This window comes from Streptomyces sp. NPDC050674, from assembly GCF_040654575.1.
GTDB lineage: Bacteria > Actinomycetota > Actinomycetes > Streptomycetales > Streptomycetaceae > Streptomyces.
This window is the reverse complement of the sequence record NZ_JBFAIG010000024.1, coordinates 1-15,994: the sequence shown is the minus strand read 5'-3', so window position 1 is coordinate 15,994 and position 15,994 is coordinate 1. Positions and strand designations below refer to the sequence as shown.

14 protein-coding genes are annotated in these 15,994 nt (G+C 69.4%); 5 read left to right on the top strand and 9 right to left on the bottom strand.

The features are described from left to right. Positions 1–148 precede the first annotated feature (148 nt). The 4 genes from AB0I06_RS30650 (at position 149) to AB0I06_RS30635 (ending at position 4,085) form a co-directional block, all read left to right on the top strand. Positions 149–2,026: an amidohydrolase gene (locus tag AB0I06_RS30650; protein WP_363122097.1), complete on the top strand. Its 1,878-nt coding sequence runs from the start codon at positions 149–151 to the stop codon at positions 2,024–2,026. Between the two features lie 94 nt (positions 2,027–2,120). Next, positions 2,121–2,783, top strand: coding sequence for a hydrolase (locus tag AB0I06_RS30645; protein WP_363122096.1), 663 nt, complete (start codon positions 2,121–2,123; stop codon positions 2,781–2,783). A gap of 47 nt (positions 2,784–2,830) precedes the next feature. Then, positions 2,831–3,367, top strand: a complete 537-nt coding sequence (locus tag AB0I06_RS30640) for a DoxX family protein (RefSeq protein WP_363122095.1) — start codon at positions 2,831–2,833, stop codon at positions 3,365–3,367. Continuing rightward, positions 3,348–4,085, top strand: coding sequence for a YoaK family protein (locus AB0I06_RS30635; RefSeq protein WP_363122094.1), 738 nt, complete (start codon positions 3,348–3,350; stop codon positions 4,083–4,085). Before AB0I06_RS30640 ends, AB0I06_RS30635 begins: the two co-directional genes overlap by 20 nt. A gap of 298 nt (positions 4,086–4,383) precedes the next feature. Here the strand turns inward: AB0I06_RS30635 and AB0I06_RS30630 are convergent, their stop codons facing one another. The 8 genes from AB0I06_RS30630 to AB0I06_RS30595 all read right to left on the bottom strand — a co-directional run bounded on the left by AB0I06_RS30630 (position 4,384) and on the right by AB0I06_RS30595 (position 14,901). Then, positions 4,384–7,236, bottom strand: a complete 2,853-nt coding sequence (locus AB0I06_RS30630) for a glycoside hydrolase N-terminal domain-containing protein (protein WP_363122093.1) — start codon at positions 7,234–7,236, stop codon at positions 4,384–4,386. A gap of 113 nt (positions 7,237–7,349) precedes the next feature. Next, on the bottom strand, positions 7,350–8,822 hold the full coding sequence (locus AB0I06_RS30625) for a ricin-type beta-trefoil lectin domain protein (protein ID WP_363122092.1): 1,473 nt from the start codon (positions 8,820–8,822) through the stop codon (positions 7,350–7,352). A gap of 570 nt (positions 8,823–9,392) precedes the next feature. Then, positions 9,393–10,337, bottom strand: a complete 945-nt coding sequence (locus AB0I06_RS30620) for a sigma-70 family RNA polymerase sigma factor (RefSeq protein ID WP_363122091.1) — start codon at positions 10,335–10,337, stop codon at positions 9,393–9,395. A gap of 68 nt (positions 10,338–10,405) precedes the next feature. Beyond that, the gene (locus tag AB0I06_RS30615) at positions 10,406–10,723 is read right to left on the bottom strand and encodes an SDR family oxidoreductase (protein WP_363122090.1); all 318 of its coding nucleotides are present in this window, start codon (positions 10,721–10,723) and stop codon (positions 10,406–10,408) included. Continuing rightward, on the bottom strand, positions 10,720–11,922 hold the full coding sequence (locus tag AB0I06_RS30610) for a mandelate racemase/muconate lactonizing enzyme family protein (protein ID WP_363122089.1): 1,203 nt from the start codon (positions 11,920–11,922) through the stop codon (positions 10,720–10,722). Before AB0I06_RS30610 ends, AB0I06_RS30615 begins: the two co-directional genes overlap by 4 nt. 3 nt (positions 11,923–11,925) lie before the next feature. After that, the gene (locus AB0I06_RS30605; RefSeq protein WP_363122088.1) at positions 11,926–12,753 is read right to left on the bottom strand and encodes a carbohydrate ABC transporter permease; all 828 of its coding nucleotides are present in this window, start codon (positions 12,751–12,753) and stop codon (positions 11,926–11,928) included. Next, entirely contained in the window at positions 12,753–13,628 is an 876-nt protein-coding gene (locus tag AB0I06_RS30600) for a sugar ABC transporter permease (protein WP_363122087.1), read from the bottom strand. Before AB0I06_RS30600 ends, AB0I06_RS30605 begins: the two co-directional genes overlap by 1 nt. Positions 13,629–13,632: 4 nt before the next feature. Further along, positions 13,633–14,901, bottom strand: coding sequence for an extracellular solute-binding protein (locus AB0I06_RS30595; RefSeq protein ID WP_363122086.1), 1,269 nt, complete (start codon positions 14,899–14,901; stop codon positions 13,633–13,635). Between the two features lie 154 nt (positions 14,902–15,055). Between AB0I06_RS30595 and AB0I06_RS30590 the strand changes: the two genes are divergently transcribed. Further along, a complete protein-coding gene (locus AB0I06_RS30590; RefSeq protein ID WP_363122085.1) occupies positions 15,056–15,826 on the top strand; it encodes a FadR/GntR family transcriptional regulator in 771 nt (256 codons plus the stop codon). A 57-nt stretch (positions 15,827–15,883) separates the two neighbouring features. On the opposite strand, the gene AB0I06_RS30585 is transcribed toward AB0I06_RS30590, so the two are convergent. Beyond that, positions 15,884–15,994 (bottom strand): RICIN domain-containing protein (locus AB0I06_RS30585; protein WP_363122174.1); only part of this gene is annotated, 111 nt, incomplete at its 5' end.

Sequence of the window (15,994 nt, the reverse complement as noted above, 5' to 3'; positions counted from 1 at the left end):
GGTTCGACCGACGTAGCGTGACTGGCGAAGCAGCCGCAGCACGTGCAGTTCGTGCACCTCGCCGACGTCCACATCCGGCTTGTGCGCGCGGCCTTGACGTAAATCCCACGCTGTACGCCCCGCAGGAGGTTGTCGAAAGGTGTCCACTATGCCGGTAGGCGGGCTGGTTCCCCGCGCCACCGACGTTGCGGCGGACCTCGTCGTCCGCAATGCCAAGATCCATACCGGTGATCCCCGCCTCCCGCAGGCCGAGGCGATCGCCATCCGCGACGGTGTCATCACTGTCGTCGGCGGTGACAAGGACGTGGCCGACACGATCGGTCCCGCCACGAGGGTGGTCGACGCGCTCGGACGCAGGATGATCCCCGGTCTCAACGACTCGCATCTGCACGTGATCCGGGGCGGTCTGAACTACGTGCTGGAGCTGCGCTGGGATGGCGTCCGCACCCTGCGCCAGGGCCTGGCGATGTTGCGGGAGCAGGCGGCCCGCACTCCCAAGGGCCAGTGGGTCAGGGTGGTCGGTGGTTGGTCGGCCGAGCAGTTCGCCGAACGGCGACTGCCCACGGTCGCAGAACTCAACGCCGCTGCGCCGGACACCCCGGTCTTCGTTCTGCACCTGTACCAGTCCGCGATCCTCAATCGCGCGGCGCTCAAGGCCGCGGGCTACGACAAGGACACGCCCGATCCACGGGGTGGGCAGATCGTGCGGGGACGTGACGGCGAGCCCACGGGGATGCTGCTGGCGGCTCCGAGCGCTCTGATCCTCTACTCGACCCTGGCCAAGGCGCCGGTGCTGGACGAGGAACACCGCAAGACGTCCACCCGCCACTTCCTGCGGGAGCTGAACCGGTTCGGGCTCACATCGGCGATCGACGCGGCGGGCGGGTTCCAGAACTTCCCCGACAACTACGAGACGGTCACGGAACTGGCCAGAGCGGGCGAACTGTCCCTGCGCATCGCCTACCACCTGTTTCCGCAGACCGCGGGCCAGGAGATCGACGACCTCACCCGGTGGATCGGCATGGTCCGCCCCGAGGACGGCGACGAGTGGCTGCGGCTGAACGGCGCCGGGGAGAACCTCACGTGGGCGGCGGCGGATTTCGAGAACTTCGCCGAGCCACGCCCCGAGCACTCCCCCGACTACGAGGTGGAGTTCGAGAAAGCCGTGCGCCTCCTCATGGAGAACGGCTGGGGCTTTCGCCTGCACGCCACCTACGACGAGACCATCCGCCGTGACCTGACCGTGTTCGAGAAGCTCGCCACGGAGGGGCTCTTCCCCGGCGGCAACCGGTGGCTGTTCGACCACGCGGAGACCGTGTCGGCCGACAGCCTCGACCGCATCGTCGCCCTGGGCGGTGCCATGTCGGTGCAGAACCGTCTGTCCTTCCAGGGTGAGGCGTTCGTCCGCCGCTACGGGATCGGAGCCGCCGCCGACGCTCCGCCGATCCGGGCGATGCTGGGCAGGGGCATGACCGTGGGCGCCGGCACCGACGCCACCCGCGTCTCGTCGTACAACCCCTGGATCGCACTGCACTGGCTGGTCACCGGCCGTACGGTCGGCGACCTGACCATCCACCCGCCGCACAACAGGGTCGACCGGCAAACGGCACTGGAGATGTTCACCACGGCCGGTGCCGCGCTCACCGGCGAGCAGGACCTCAAGGGTGTCCTGCGGCCGGGCTTCCTCGGAGATCTCACCGTGCTGTCAGAGGACTACTTCGCGGTGCCCGACCCGGAGATCGCGCACATCGAGGCCCTGTTGACGGTCGTCGGCGGCCGCATCGTCTACGCCGCCGGCGAGTACGAGGGCATCGACGAACAGATGCCCCGGGTGACCCCCGAGTGGAGCCCGGTGGCGCACTTCGGCGGCTACCAGGCGACACCGGTCCCGGGCAGGTCGGGAGTCCGCCAGGCCGAGCTCCTCGGCGAGGCCGCCGCCGAGTCGGAACTGCACCGCCAGTGGCGCGCCCGCCACGGCATCGCCCCCGAGACCGACAGCCCGGTCCTCGACCCCTGCTTCTTCTGAGCCAGGCATACACAACCACCCGGCCCCAAGCCCTTCTTTTCATGGTCGCAGACGACCGTCCGCGACCTCCAATCTCTGATGGAAAGGCATTCTCATGGTCGACATCGCCGAGGTCACCGCTGCTCCCAGCCCCGACCTGCTGACCCCCGACAACTGCGCGGTGCTGTTCGTGGACCACCAGCCGCAGATGTTCTTCGGCACGGGCAGCGGCGACCGCACCGCCATCATCAACGCGACGGTGGGTCTGGCGAAGGCCGCCAAGGTCTTCGACGTTCCCACGGTCCTGAGCACCGTAGCCGCCGAGTCCTTCTCCGGCCCGCTCATGCCGCAGCTCGCGGACGTCTTCCCCGGTCAGAAGATCGTCGACCGCAGCACGATGAACGCCTGGGAGGACGTGGCCTTCGTCGAGGCCGTCAAGGCGACCGGCCGCAAGAAGCTGGTCATCGCCGGGCTGTGGACCGAGGTCTGCGTCGTCCTGCCCGCACTGTCCGCGCTCGCCCAGGGCTACGAGGTGTACGTCGTCACCGACGCGTCCGGCGGCGTCAGCCCACAGGCCCACGAGCACGCCGTCCAGCGGATGGTCCAGGCCGGAGTGGTGCCGGTGACCTGGGTGCAGGTGCTCCTCGAGCTCCAGCGCGACTGGGCTCGTACGGAGACGTACCTGCCTGTCATGGACGTCGTGAAGGAGCATGGCGGCACTTACGGTCTCGGCGTCGTCTACGCGCAGGCCGTCATCGGCGAGCACGCCGCCGGCTGACGCGCCTCACACGATCGACAACGGACGTCAGGGACGGGCACAGCGCGATGGACAGCGGACTGTTGGTGCTCCGGCTGGTGGTGGGACTCCTCCTCGCCGGGCACGGAGTGCAGAAGGTCAGTCACCGGCTGGGCGGCAACGGCCTGGCCGGCGGCACCGAGGAGTTCCGCCGTGACGGCTTCCGCGGTGGGAGACTCACCGCCCTCGCCGCGGGCGGCAGCCAGATCGGTGCCGGCCTGTTCCTGGCGGCCGGCCTCCTCACTCCCATGGCGGCGACGGCCGCCATGGGAGTGATGACGGTGGCCGGCACCGTCAAGTGGCACAAGGGGCTGTGGGTGCAGAACGACGGCTACGAGTACCCGCTGGTGCTCGTCACCGCCTCCGCAGCCGTGGCCCTCACCGGTCCGGGACGCTGGTCTGTCGACCACCTCCTCGGGCCGGCCCCCTGGCCGCTGTGGCTCTCCGTATCGGCGATCGTCATCGGCCTGATCAGCGGACTGCTCACCCGCACGTTGCTGAATGATCCCGCGATGAGCGACGGGACGACGAAGGAAAGGACGGGGCATGCGAAGGCTGTTGACTGACGCCGCCAACACACTCGTCCCCCCGAAGGGCGACCGGCACGGCCCCCTGCCACCTCTGATGCTTGTGCTGACAGTGGTGACCGGCCTCATCGATGCCGTGAGCTATCTGGCCCTCGGGCGGGTCTTCGTCGCCAACATGACCGGCAACGTGGTCTTCCTGGGTTTCGCCCTGGCAGGCGCGCCCGGCCTGTCCGTACCAGCGTCCATCGTCTCGATGGTGTCCTTCCTCGTCGGAGCGCTGGCGGGAGGGCGGTTCGGCACCCGGTTCGCCGCACACCGAGGCCGCCTGCTGACCACGACGACGGCCCTCCAGGCCGTACTGGTCGCCGGGTCAGTGGGCGCGCTGGTCCTCGCACACGGCGAGGTGACCAGCCCGGCCCGATACACCCTGATCGTGCTGCTCGGCATCGCCATGGGCATGCAGAACGCCGTCGCACGACGTCTCGGGGTCCCGGACCTGACCACCACCGTCCTGACTCTTACCCTGACAGGACTGGCTGCGGACTCCTCCCCTGCCGGCGGGCCCACCCCCCGGCCTGGCCGACGCATTCTTTCCGTGCTCGCCATGTTCCTCGGAGCCCTTGTCGGAGCCCTGCTCCTGGGGCACGCCGAACTCCTCCACATCCTGGTTCTCGTCCTGCTTCTGCTCATCGTCACCTCGGTGGCCACCCACCGCCTGTCGGCCTCCGACCCCGCGTGGACCAGGCCCGCTGCATGAAGCTCGACACTCGTTCAGACGGCCGCCAGCCTCCCCGTTGTCCTGCTCGCGCTGCCCGCTCTGCCCGCTCTGCCCGCTCTGCCTGGTCGGTCGGCCACAGTGCGCACCGGGGCTAGGGCCTGTCGTTTGGATCAGGTCGGCCGGGAGTGACTGCGCCTCTCGGCCGACCCGAGCGGGGCGTGGTGCGTGCAGCTGCAAGGCGGAGGAGGGCGTCAACGCGGAGCGTTGACAACCGACGACAACGCGGCAGATGTGCGTGCCACGCCCCGCGACGCCGGCATGATCCAAACGACAGGCCCTAGACGCGGCGGAGTTGGAATCGCTGGTGGGTGCCACCAGTGGCCGCCCACTGGGAGATGCGGGCTCCGTCGGCGGTGGAGGCTTCCCACACGTCCAGGGCGAGGCCGCTCAGCCGGTTGACCAGACTGATCACGCCACCGCCGTGGTCGACGATCCGCCACTGCTGGCCGGTGGCGTCGGTATCGGGCTGCTGGGTGATGTCGGCGCCGCTGCTGCTACCGGCGACGTGCAGGACCAGACCACTGTGCGCCACCCGGATCCTGTAGTGCCCGCCGTCGGAGGGCAGGAACGCGAAGTGCTGGTTGAGGCCGGTGGTGATCTGCCACTGGATCAGCCGCGCACCGGCGGTCATGGACGCACCGTCGATGTCGGCGGCCTTGCCGCTGTGCTGGGCGACCAGCCGATAGGCCACGCCGGCCTCCACCGGCCCCGACCTGAGGGCGGACGCGCGGTAGGTGGTGCCGGCCTGGCCGGCGAACTCGATGAGGTCGGCCTCCAGCCGCTTCGGCTGGACCGGCTCGCCGCTCGAATCGTCCTTCAGCGTGAACTCGCCGGCGAAGATCCGGCCGCGCACCCGGACGGCACCGGTTCGGTCGGGTGTGACGACGAACTCGGTCCGGCCGCTGCTCCACTCGGCGCCGACGGTGTATCCGCCCCGGCCGCGCAGTCCGCTCACACGCCCGGCGGGCCAGGCGGCCGGCACCGCCGGCAGCACGTGCAGTTCGCCGTTGTGGCTCTGCAACAGCATCTCCGCGATGCCCGAGGTGGCGCCGAAGTTGCCGTCGATCTGGAACGGTGGGTGCAGGTCGAACATGTTGGGCGCGAGCCGGTCCGTCCGCACCAGGTCCCGGATCAGCTTGTGGGCCCGGGCGCCGTCCTCCATCCGGGCCCAGAAGTTGATCTTCCACGCGAGCGACCATCCCGTCCCGTCGTCACCGCGCAGCTCCAGCGTCCGCCGCGCGGCCTCGTGCAACTGGGGTGTCCCGCGCTTGGTGATCTGGTTGCTCGGATGCAGACCGTACAGGTGGGAGACGTGCCGGTGCGTCCGCTCGGTCTCCACCCAGTCGGCCAGCCACTCCTGGACGTTGCCCCTGGAGCCGACCCGCGTCGGCGCCAGCCGCTCCCGGGCCGCCAGTGCCTGAGCGCGGAAGGCGGCGTCCACGCCGAGGATCTCGCCGGCGCGGGCGACGCCGCTGAAAAGGTCGCGCAGGATCTGGTTGTCCATGGTGGGCCCCGCGCAGACGGTGGCGTTCGCATGGTGAGCGAGCTCCGGGGAGTTCGACGGGTTGGTGACCAGGTATCCGAGCGACGGGTGGGCGACCAGGGTGTCGAGGAAGAACTGGGCGGCACCCTTCAGGGCCGGATAGTTCGAGCGGAGGAAGTCGATGTCACCGGTGAACAGGTAGTGGTCCCAGATCAGGGTGGCCAGCCATGCGCCACCGGTCTGCCACATCCCCCACCGCGCTTCGTCGACGACCGAGGCGCCCCGCCACGCGTCGGTGTTGTGATGTGTCACCCAGCCGCCGGCACCGTACTGCGCCTGGGCCACCCGGGCGCCGGTCACGGTCAGGTCGTCGATCATGTCGAAGACCGGGAGGAAGCATTCGGAGAGGTTCGTGGTGTCGGCGGGCCAGTAGTTCATCGGCAGGTTGGCGTTGACCGTGAACTTCGAGTCCCAGGAGGGAGCCATCTGGTCGTTCCAGATGCCCTGAAGGTTCGCCGGCTGGGTGCCCGGCCGGGAGGACGAGATCAGCAGATACCGGCCGAACTGGAACAACAGGGCGGAGAACTGCGGGTCGTTGACTTGCGCGTGCCGGGCGATCCGTACGTCGGTCGGCTGGTCGGCCGCCGTGGTACGTCCCAGATCGACCGACACCCGGTTGAACAGCGCCTGATAGTCGGCGAGATGCCGCTTGCGCAGTTCGTCGACGCCGGTGTCCCGGGCGGCGTTGAGGTGGCGCCGCGCGATCCCCTGGTAATCGCCGTCGACCCTCCGGAAGTCGACGTAGCTGGAGCCGATCGACACCAGCACCGTCACGCTGGTGGCGCCGGAGACCCGCAGCGTGCCGCCCGAGCTGCTGACCGTGCCGCCCGTCACAGCGGCATGGGCCAGGGCGAGGAACCGGACCCGCCCGGTGATGCCCTCCATGGTGCCGGAGACGCCGTCGAGGGCGATCGTGGCCCCGTCCGGGCTGGACACCGTGGTCCGTTGCGGACTGTCGAATGTGGCGTTGAAGGTTATGGAGTCGGCCCGGTCGGCCGTCAGCCGGACCACGATCACCTGGTCGGGTGCGCCGGCGAACACCTCACGCCGGTACCGCACGCCGCCCAGCACGTAGGTCGTGACGGTCGTGGCGGTGGTGAGGTCGAGCGTCCGGTTGTACTGCGAGGCGCCGGTAGCGCTGCCGAAGGAGAGCAGAAGGTTTCCGACCGGCTGGTAGGCCAGTTGTCCGGCCGGGCTGCCCAGCATCGTCTGATTGATCAGGTCCTGCGCCGGCCCCCACTGATCCGCGAAGACCCGCCGCCGGATCTCAGCGATGCTGGCCGCGCCGCGCGTGTTGGCGGAGTCGTACGGACCGCCGGCCCAGACGGTGTCCTCGTTGAGCTGGAGCCGTTCGGTGTCGACGTTGCCGAACACCATCGCGCCGAGGCGTCCGTTGCCGATCGGCAGTGCCCGCAGCCAGTCCGGGCCGGCCGGCTTGTCGTACCACAGGGCGAGGTCGTCGGCGGCCACGACCTCCGGCGGTGCGGCCGAGCCGCCCCTGGCGGTGGCCGTCCACGCACCCGGCACGATCCCTGCTCCAGCCGCCGCCCCGGCGGCGAGAAACCGTCTGCGTGTCACCTCGGACATGTCGTTCTCCCTTCACGGACCGGAGCAGGTCACTGACTTCGGTGATGGCAGACCCCGGCGGCGGCGAACAGGTCAGCGCTCTGCTCCGCCATCGGATCGGCCGCGGCCGGCGGTCACCGTCCACCGTGTCGGGCGTCGCGTCGCGCGTCGGTGTTCTGGATCTGCCACCTCTGGTTGTCGCCGCCCCAGCACGCCCACATCTGCGCCTTGAAGGTGGCGGTGTTCACGTCGAGGCACAGACCGGAGCGAACGCCGCGTATGGTGCCGTCAGCGCCCACGGACCAACGCTGGTTGTCGCCGCCGTTGCACGCCCATGTGCCGACCACGGTGCCGTTCGTCGTCCCGTTGTTGTACGCGTCCAGGCACTTCTGGCCCCCAAGTGCGGTGATCTGTCCGCCGGCCGTCAAGGTCCACTGCTGACCGGCCGTCTGGGCGCACGGGGACACCTGGACCTGGATGTTCGCGGTGGTCCCGCCGGGCAGGTCCAGACAGCGCCCGGTGCCGACGTTGCGCAGCACACTGGTCGGGGCCGGGACGTCGCCGTTCAAGCCCCAGCCGTACCTGAGGCGCTCGCGGCCGCTGGGGCTGGGGGTGCTGAGCGTGAGGTTGGTACCGGTGCCGTGCAGTTTCTGCATGGCATACCAATCGTCGCCCTGGCCGGCGCGTATCTTCCCGCCCAGCCCGGGCCAGTAGACGGAGCCGATGCGCTGTTCCCGGAGCACCGTGGTGGTGGCCCGGAAGTAGCGCACGAAGTTGTCGGTGCTGCCGGCGTCGTGGTAGTTCAGCCCGGTGTCCATCGGCGCGCCGAACTCGTCGACGACAGTGCGGTCGGCACAGGAACCGATCGCGTTCCGCAGGTACGTCACCCACTGGTCGTAGGTCTTCGCGCCGCTGAAGAACGTGTAGTGGTGCAGCGACAGGAACGTCCCGTCGAGGCGGCGGTCGGCGCACATGGACCTGATGTCGGTGTTCAGTCCCGCGCCGCTGACGAAGACGCGGTTCCGCGGAATCGACGGGTGGCCGCTGATCCAGTCGCTCACCACGTTCGCCCACTCGCCGGCGCTGTGCCCACGCGGTTCGTTCATCGGCTCGAAGTAGACGAGGCTGTTGGTGCCGTACCGGGCGAGCACGGTGTCCCACATGGTGTCGAAGGCGCTCGGGCTGACGATGCGACCGTCGCGGGCGGCCACCCCGTCCTCCCAGTAGGAGAGGACGACTTTGAATCCCTTCGCGGTGGCTGCGTCTATCGCACCCGCGTACGCGCTCCACCAGCTCGTCCCGACCGTGTAGGTGTTGATCGGCAGCCGAACGGTGTTGGCGCCGAGGTTGTTCTCGAAGCCGGTGTAGACGGCGTTGGCTTTCGCCACGACCGTCTCGTAGCTGTCGGAGGCGCTCAACCCGTGCAGGACGAGCGGTCCACCGTGGAAGTTGTCACCGAGCCTGGCCCAGTTGACGCCCCGGAACTGGGCGGTGTCGGCGGCGGCCGGCGAAGCGCTCTGGGGCTCGACGACCGCGAGCGCGCTGAAAGCGGTCAGGATGCAGGCGAGCGCCCGGGCGAGGTGGCGCCGGCGACGAGTGTGGGGCATGGTCGTGCCTTCCCGGTGGGGGGTGTGGTCACGTCTGCGCTGTGCGGGATCCGTCGGCGTCGGCCGCCTGCGGGCAGCCGGCCGAGCCGGCGCGGAGTTTGCCCTCTCCGCGCCGGCCCCTCCCAGATCGCTCGCGCAGCAAGCATGTCAGCGTCATGCCGCTGCCGTGGCGCCTGGAAAGCGGCCCCAACGCCACAGCAGGGCGATGCAGTCGCCGCCGGCGTCGGGGTTCATGCCTTGGTACAGGCACTGCAAGTCGAAGTCCGTGTGGTCCACCGCGGCGCCGAAGCAGCGGCCTTTCTCCGCCTCCGAGGCGCTCGATGTGGACGCTTTTCTTGACTTCCGCTATTCAGGTCACGAATGGGGGACGTTACCCGTCGACGACTAGAACATTGACAGATTGCCATGGTCCATTCAAGAGGGAACCATCGATATATTTGGGCCTGAGCCGTCATGCAACAAACCGGAGAAGCGGGACTATTGACGAGCGCCCCGCATAACCATTTCAGGCAATGAATTGGAGTGACGGACGCGTGTGAATCGCGGCAGTTTCCGTTATCGGCGGCCGGTTCAAACAGTCGCAGTCGCCGTGGTTCCGAAGAGCACGGCGTCGTCGCCGAGCGCGAGGATGTGGCTGCCGACTCGATCGGTCACCTCAGGCGACCTGGCCGAGTAACCCGGCCTTGACGCCGGCGACCGCGCCGGCGGGACGGGGAGCAGCGCCAACGCGACGATCAGCCGGTCAAGGGGGACCAGTTCGTCTGCGGCCCGGCCGCAGTCCGCACAGGACCGGATGTGCCGGGTGATGCGCTTGCGCCACAACGTGCTCGGGACGCCGTCCCAGCCCCCCAGCGCGGTGGTCAGCCGCGGGCACCGGGGGCCGGCTTCCAGCGCGGCGACGAGTGACCGGCTCAGCTCCAGTTGGTTGCGCATCCGCTGGACGCGCACACCCGCGTGAGCCACGCTCGTCCCCAGCGCCGCCGCCAGCTCCGCCCTCGTCAGCCGGCCCGCGGCCTCCAGCCACCACAGCGACAGCAGCGCCCGGGCGTCCGGGTCGAGCCATCGACTGGCGCGTACGGTCTTTCGGCGATGACCGGACAGCTCGACGTGGATCAGGGCCAGGTTCTCGGCGTCGGAGTCCGGCGGGTCGGTCATCTCGTCGAGGGGGGCCGTCCGTTCGGCGTCCGCCTGCCGCCGGTGCAGATGGGTGCTGATCTGTCGTGTCGCGATCGTGGCCAACCAGGGACGGAAGCACTCCGGGGTGCGTAACGTGCGCAGCTCGGGAAGTGCCCGCAGCATCGTCTCCTGCACCACGTCGTCGACGTCCGCGAGCTCACCCAGTGCCCTGCGCACGATCGCGTACACCAGCGGCAGGTACGCCGCGGCCAGGTCGTCGAGCGCTCGTGGATCGCCGGCCTGTGCGGCGACGACCAGGCTCGTCTCGTCGGCTCGGCCGGCTCGCATCGCGAGCCCGTGCACGTCGCCTCGGGCGAGACCGTCCCAGGTGCCGCGCACGTCGCCGCCCTCGGATGCGCGGGCACGACCGACTCGGGCGCGGCCGGCTGGTAATGCCTGGCAGCCCGTCATCGCCCCGGCCGTCCGCCGTCGACGGGAAGAACGATGCCGTCGACATGGTCCGCCGCCGGGGAGGCGAGGAGCACCGTGGCCCCGGCGAGGTCGTCGGCGCGCCTGCGGCGACCGGCCGGGATCCGGCCGGGGATCGCCTGGTGGCGCCGGGGGGCCGCGGGTAACGCCTCGGTGTCGCCGGTGGCGATGCAGCCCGGTGCGACGGCCTTGACGTGGGCGACACGCCCGTCCCGCTCCTTCGCCGGGGCCGGCGCCTCGGCGCCCCGGCTCCCGATCTCGAGGGTGCGGGTCCCGCGGTGGACAACCGCCTTCATCGATCCTCCATCCCCATGGTGTCGAAGGTCCCTTCCGCGGTGGATCCGCATGGTCCGGGGGTGACCGCGAGCAGCCGCCGGCCGGCCTGCTCAGGCCGTATGTGCGGTCCGTCGGGCGCGTGTTCCGTTCGCTGACGGGCCGCGCTCATCACCGTTTCGTCGAGGCGGACGCCCAGGCCCGGCGTGTCGCCGAGCACGAAGGCGCCGTCCTCGACGTGCAGGTCCGTCGCGACGCCGATCGGCGGCCGCAGGCCCTGCAGTTCGCTGACGAGGTGGTTGGGCACCGACGTCGCGGCGTGCAGCAGCGCGACAGGCGTGTTGCCGATCGGGCTGACCGGCAGGTCGTAGGCGTGCGCCAGCGCGGCGACACGCAGGAAGTGGGTGACTCCCCAGACCGCGGCCGTCTGGACGATGTCGACGCCTCCCGCCGCGATCAGCGGGCGGAACTGCTCGAGGCCGGTGAGGTTCTCCCCACTGGCGACCGCCGTCCGTACGCCACGGCTGACAGCGGCCAGGCCCTCGGCGTCCCAGCGCCGGACCGGCTCCTCGATCCAGGTCAGGTCGAGTGTGCGTTCCAGTTCACCGACGTGGCGTACCGCCTGCTTGCGGCTCCAGGACTCGTTCACGTCCAGCATGAGCCCTGGCCGCCTCCCGTGCGCGGCCTCCGTCAGGACCTCGCGTACGAGCGCCAGCCGGTGCCGGTCACGCTCGATGTCCAGGCCGCCCTTGAGCTTCGCCGCCCTCAGCCCGCGTTCGGCGTAGACCTGGTAGGCGGCGACGAGCTCGTCGTCGGTGAGGCCGATGTCCAGGCCGGAGGCGTAGGCGTGGACCACGCGGTCGTTGCCGCCGAGCAACCGCCACAGCGGCTCACCCGCGGCCTGTGCCTTGATGTCCCACAACGCCGTGTCGAACGCGCCGATCGTGCCGAACACCACTCCGGCGTGCCCGGCTTTGAAGGTGTGCCGCAGCATGCGGTCGTAGAGGACGGTCACCGCGCGCGGGTCCTGGCCGTCCAGGGCGGCGAAGATCACCTCGGCTTCCACGTGCGGTCCCAGGCCGACTCCGGTGATCCCCTCGTCGGTCTCGACGATGACGACCGGCACGGGCACGTCGCCGTCGGCGTAGACGCCGTTGGCGTCACCGACGGGTCGGCCCCACCGCTGTGCCGTCGTCAGGGTTCTGTACCCGGTGATGCGCATGCGTCAGCCCTTCGTCGCGCCGGCCGTCACGCCGTCGGCGATCTGGCGCTGCAGAAACAGGTAGGTCATCAACACGGGCAGCCCGGCGATCAGGACACCGGCTGCGAAGGTGGGGATGTCGGCGGAGTACTGGCCGCGCAGTGAGGTGATGCCCACCATCAGGGTGCGATGGTCGGCCGACGGCATCATGAGCAGCGAGATGAGCACGTCGTTCCAGCAGAACAGCGCGTCGAGGATGCCCACCGACAGCAGTGCCGGGGCACCCATGGGCAGCATGATGCGCCGGTAGACGCCGTACAGGGTGTTTCCGTCGATTCGTGCGGCGTCGACGAGCTCGGTGGGCACCGCTCGGTAATAGCTCGTCAGCAGGAAGACGGTGAACGGCAGGAACTGCGCGACGTAGGCGAGGACCAGCCCCGGATAGGTGTCGACGAGACCGCCGTCGGCCATGATCCTGGCCAACGGCACCATGATCACCTGGAAGGGGATGAACAGTGCCGCGAGGCAGACCAGAGCCAGCGCGGACGAGCCACGGAACCGCACCTGGGCCAGCGCGAACCCGGCCATGGACCCGATGAGCAGCAACAGCGCCACGGCGCAGGCCACCACGATCACGGAGTTGAGGAAGTACCGCCCCATGCCGACGCTGTTCCACGCGGTGCCGAGGTTGTCCCACCGGAGCGTGCTCGCCAGGGAGAACCGGTCGAGGATGTACTCCCGGCGGGTCTTCATCGCGACGTTGGCGGTGAACAGCAGCGGGTAGACCGTCGCCAGGGCGAGGAGCACCATGGGCACGGCGACCAGCCATCTGCTCCGTCCCAGGCGGGGCATCAGTCCTCCCTCCCCGCCCGGCGCAGCAGGCCGACCTGCAACAGGCCCACGGCCAGCATGACGAGGAAGAGGACGGTGGACGCGGCCGACGCGAGCGCCGGGCGGCTCATCTGCCCCTGCTGGACCCAGATGTAGTACTCCGGCAGGTAGGTCGACCCTTCCGGGCCACCACTGGTCATGACGTAGAGCAGCCCGAACATCGAGGTCAGCATCCCGATCATGGTGGTGACGACGACGAACTGGATGGTGCGGGCCAGACCCGGGATGATGACGTGCCAGATCATCCGGGCGAGTGAGGCGCCGTCGACCCGGGCGGCGTCCAGAAGGGCGGAGTCCAGGGTCGCGAACCCGGCCAGGAACACCACCAGCGCCATCCCCGCCGTCGCCCAGATGTGCACGCCGACGACGGTGAAGAGGGCTACGTCGGGATCGCCGAGCCAGTCGACCGGGCCGACTCCCGAGCCGCCGAGCACGGTGTTCAACGGACCGTCGAAGGCCAGGAGCAGGTTGAAGATCGCGCCGACGATCACCGGTGAGAGCACGGCCGGGAAGAAGTAGACGCTCCGGAAGAACGAATGCCCTGGCACCCGCAGGTGGATGAAGGTGGCGAGCAGTCCCGGGATCGCGACCGCGACCGGCAGCAGCAGCACCAGCCATCCGACGTTGCGCAGCGCGGTGCGGAACAGGGGGTCGTCGATGAGCTCCGCGTAATTGTCGAACCCCACCGTGGTGCCGTTGCGTTCGCCGTCGCCGGTGAAGGAGAAGCTGACACCCAGTCCCAGTGGCCAGAGCCGGAGCACCACGATGATCAGGACGGCGGGAGCGACCAGGACGTAGGGGGCGAGGCGTTCGGCGCGCCGGCCGACCGGTGACATGGCCTCAGCCCGCTTGGTCGGACGCCGCCAGCTGCTTGACCGCCGCGTCAACCGTGACCCATCCGCTCAGCAGTTGCTGAGACAGCCGCCCCATCAGGTCCACGGTCTTGGAGGGCAGGGCCACGTGCAGGGCGGGCTTGCCGCGGTCGATCTCGGACACGATGGTGGCGACGGCTGGGTCACCGCTCGAGACCACCGTGCGGTCGGCCGCGATGGCGCCCGCGTCGGCGTAGAACGACTTCAGTGCGTCGGTGGAGGTCAGGGAGCGCACCAGGTCGGCGGCGACCTCGGGGTCCTTGGTCCACTTCGCGACGGCGTAGCCGATGCCGCCGTCGTAGGGAAGGCTCGGCGTGGCACCGGCCGTGACGACAGGCGACTTCATGACGCCCACGTCGTCGGCGTCGAGGAATTCGGCGAAGTCCTTCCAGTGCCCGGTGTCCGACATCAGCCCGATGACGTGGGCGGCCTTGCTGGACTGGAACACCGCGAACGCGTCGTTGAACATCGCCGTCGAGTTGGCCCCGTCGTTGTTCAGGCCTTTGTCGTTGACCTCTTTCCAGAGCGAGAAGACCCGCTTGACGGCCGGCGAGGACCAGTCCCGTCTGCCGGCGATCCAGTCGTCGTACTCCGCGGGCGACAGCACGCCCGAGCCGAGCCCGGACAGGAAGAACTGGATGCCGATGCCTTCCTTGTTGCCCTGCGCGAAGCACCTGGCACCGGTCGCCTTGGTGATGCTCCGGCAGTCGGCGACGAACTCGTCCCAACCGGCGGCCGGCTGCTCCGGGTCGAGCCCTGCCTTCCGGTAGAGCGACTTGTTGTAGTAGATCGGGTGACCTTGCAAGGTCACCGGAGCGGCGTAGGTCTTGCCGTCCTTGGTGAAGGCCTCCCACCCGGCCAGCCGCTTCTTGTCCTCACGGACGTACTCGTCCAACGGCAGAAGGGAGTTGGCGCGGTCACGGATCTGTCCGCCGCCGTTGAACAGCATGACGTCCGGCCCCTTGCCGGCTTGGATGGCTGCCCCGAGCAGGGTGTAGTACTGCTCGAACGGCTGCGCGACGAACTCGACCGTCACGCCGGGATGCCGCCGGGCGAAGTCGGCCTTGGCGTTCTTGACGTACGAGGATGCTGCGGCGTCGCCGGACTTCCAGTCCCAGACGACGAGTTTGCCCTTCGAACCATCGGACCCCGCATCCGGGCCGGAGGCGCTTCCGCAGCCGGCTAAGACGACGAGCCCGGCAACCAGGGTCGCCGGCCACAGTGTTCGCTGCTTCATTGCTGCTCCACTCTCCTGAGGTGGCCGGTGTCCGGCAGTTGAGACTGAGGAGGAACGCAACTCGTATGACGTATGTAACTCGTATGACGTATGATGTCAACCGGATGCCGTATAGTTGGCGAGCATCCGTGGTATACGGGCCCCGGGGGGTGTCATGACGGCAGTACCGCAGTCATCCGCAGAGGCCTCCGAGGCCCCCGCCTGGAGCCGGCGCCCGGCGAACCTCGCCGCCGCGGTCACGGCTGAGCTGGTGGAGCGGATTGTCCGCGGAGTCCATCCGTCCGGTTCGCCGCTTCCCCCCGAGCCCGTGCTCTGCGAGACCTTCTCGGTCAGCCGCACCGTGGTCCGCGAAGCGGTGAAGATCCTTCAGGAGAAGGGGCTGGTGCAGGTCCGCCAGGGCGCCGGCACGATGGTCACCCCGCCGACGATGTGGAACATGCTCGACGAGCTGGTCCTCGGCGCGACCATCGCCGAGGACGAGAGCCTGGCCATCCTCGATCACCTCGTCGCGACGCGCCGCGTGCTGGAGTCCGACATGGCCAACGTCGCCGCCCGCCTGGCGAACGCCGAGGTGATCGATCGGTTACGCGGTCTGGTGGAGCGGATGGACGAGCTCCTCGACGACCCCGCCTCGTACCACGAACAGGACCGGGCGTTCCACGACACCGTCATGCAGGCGTCGGGGAACCGCATCGGCCGTGCCGTGGTCCGTTCGCTGGAGCGCCAGGTCATCAACTCCGCTCGTTACACGGGTCGAACCGGACGCGCCTTCTGCGTGGCCTCCAACCACGGCCACCGGCGCATCTACGAGCGGATCGCCGCGCACGATCCCAAGGGCGCGGCCGAGGCGATGTTCACCCACATCACCGAGGCGTGGGTGGTGCGCCGCAGCGGGCCGGGCGAGCCGACCCGGCTGCGGCGTTAGAGGCGGGCCCCGCTCGCGACCGACGGGCCCTGCCGCGAGCGAGGCCGACGTGTTCCGCTAGCGCTGTGTCCACTGCTGGTTGGTGCCGCCGTGGCAGGACCAGAGGGTGATCTTGGTGCCGTTGGCGGTGCCGCCCGCGTTGGCGTCGAGGCACAGTCCGGACTGGAC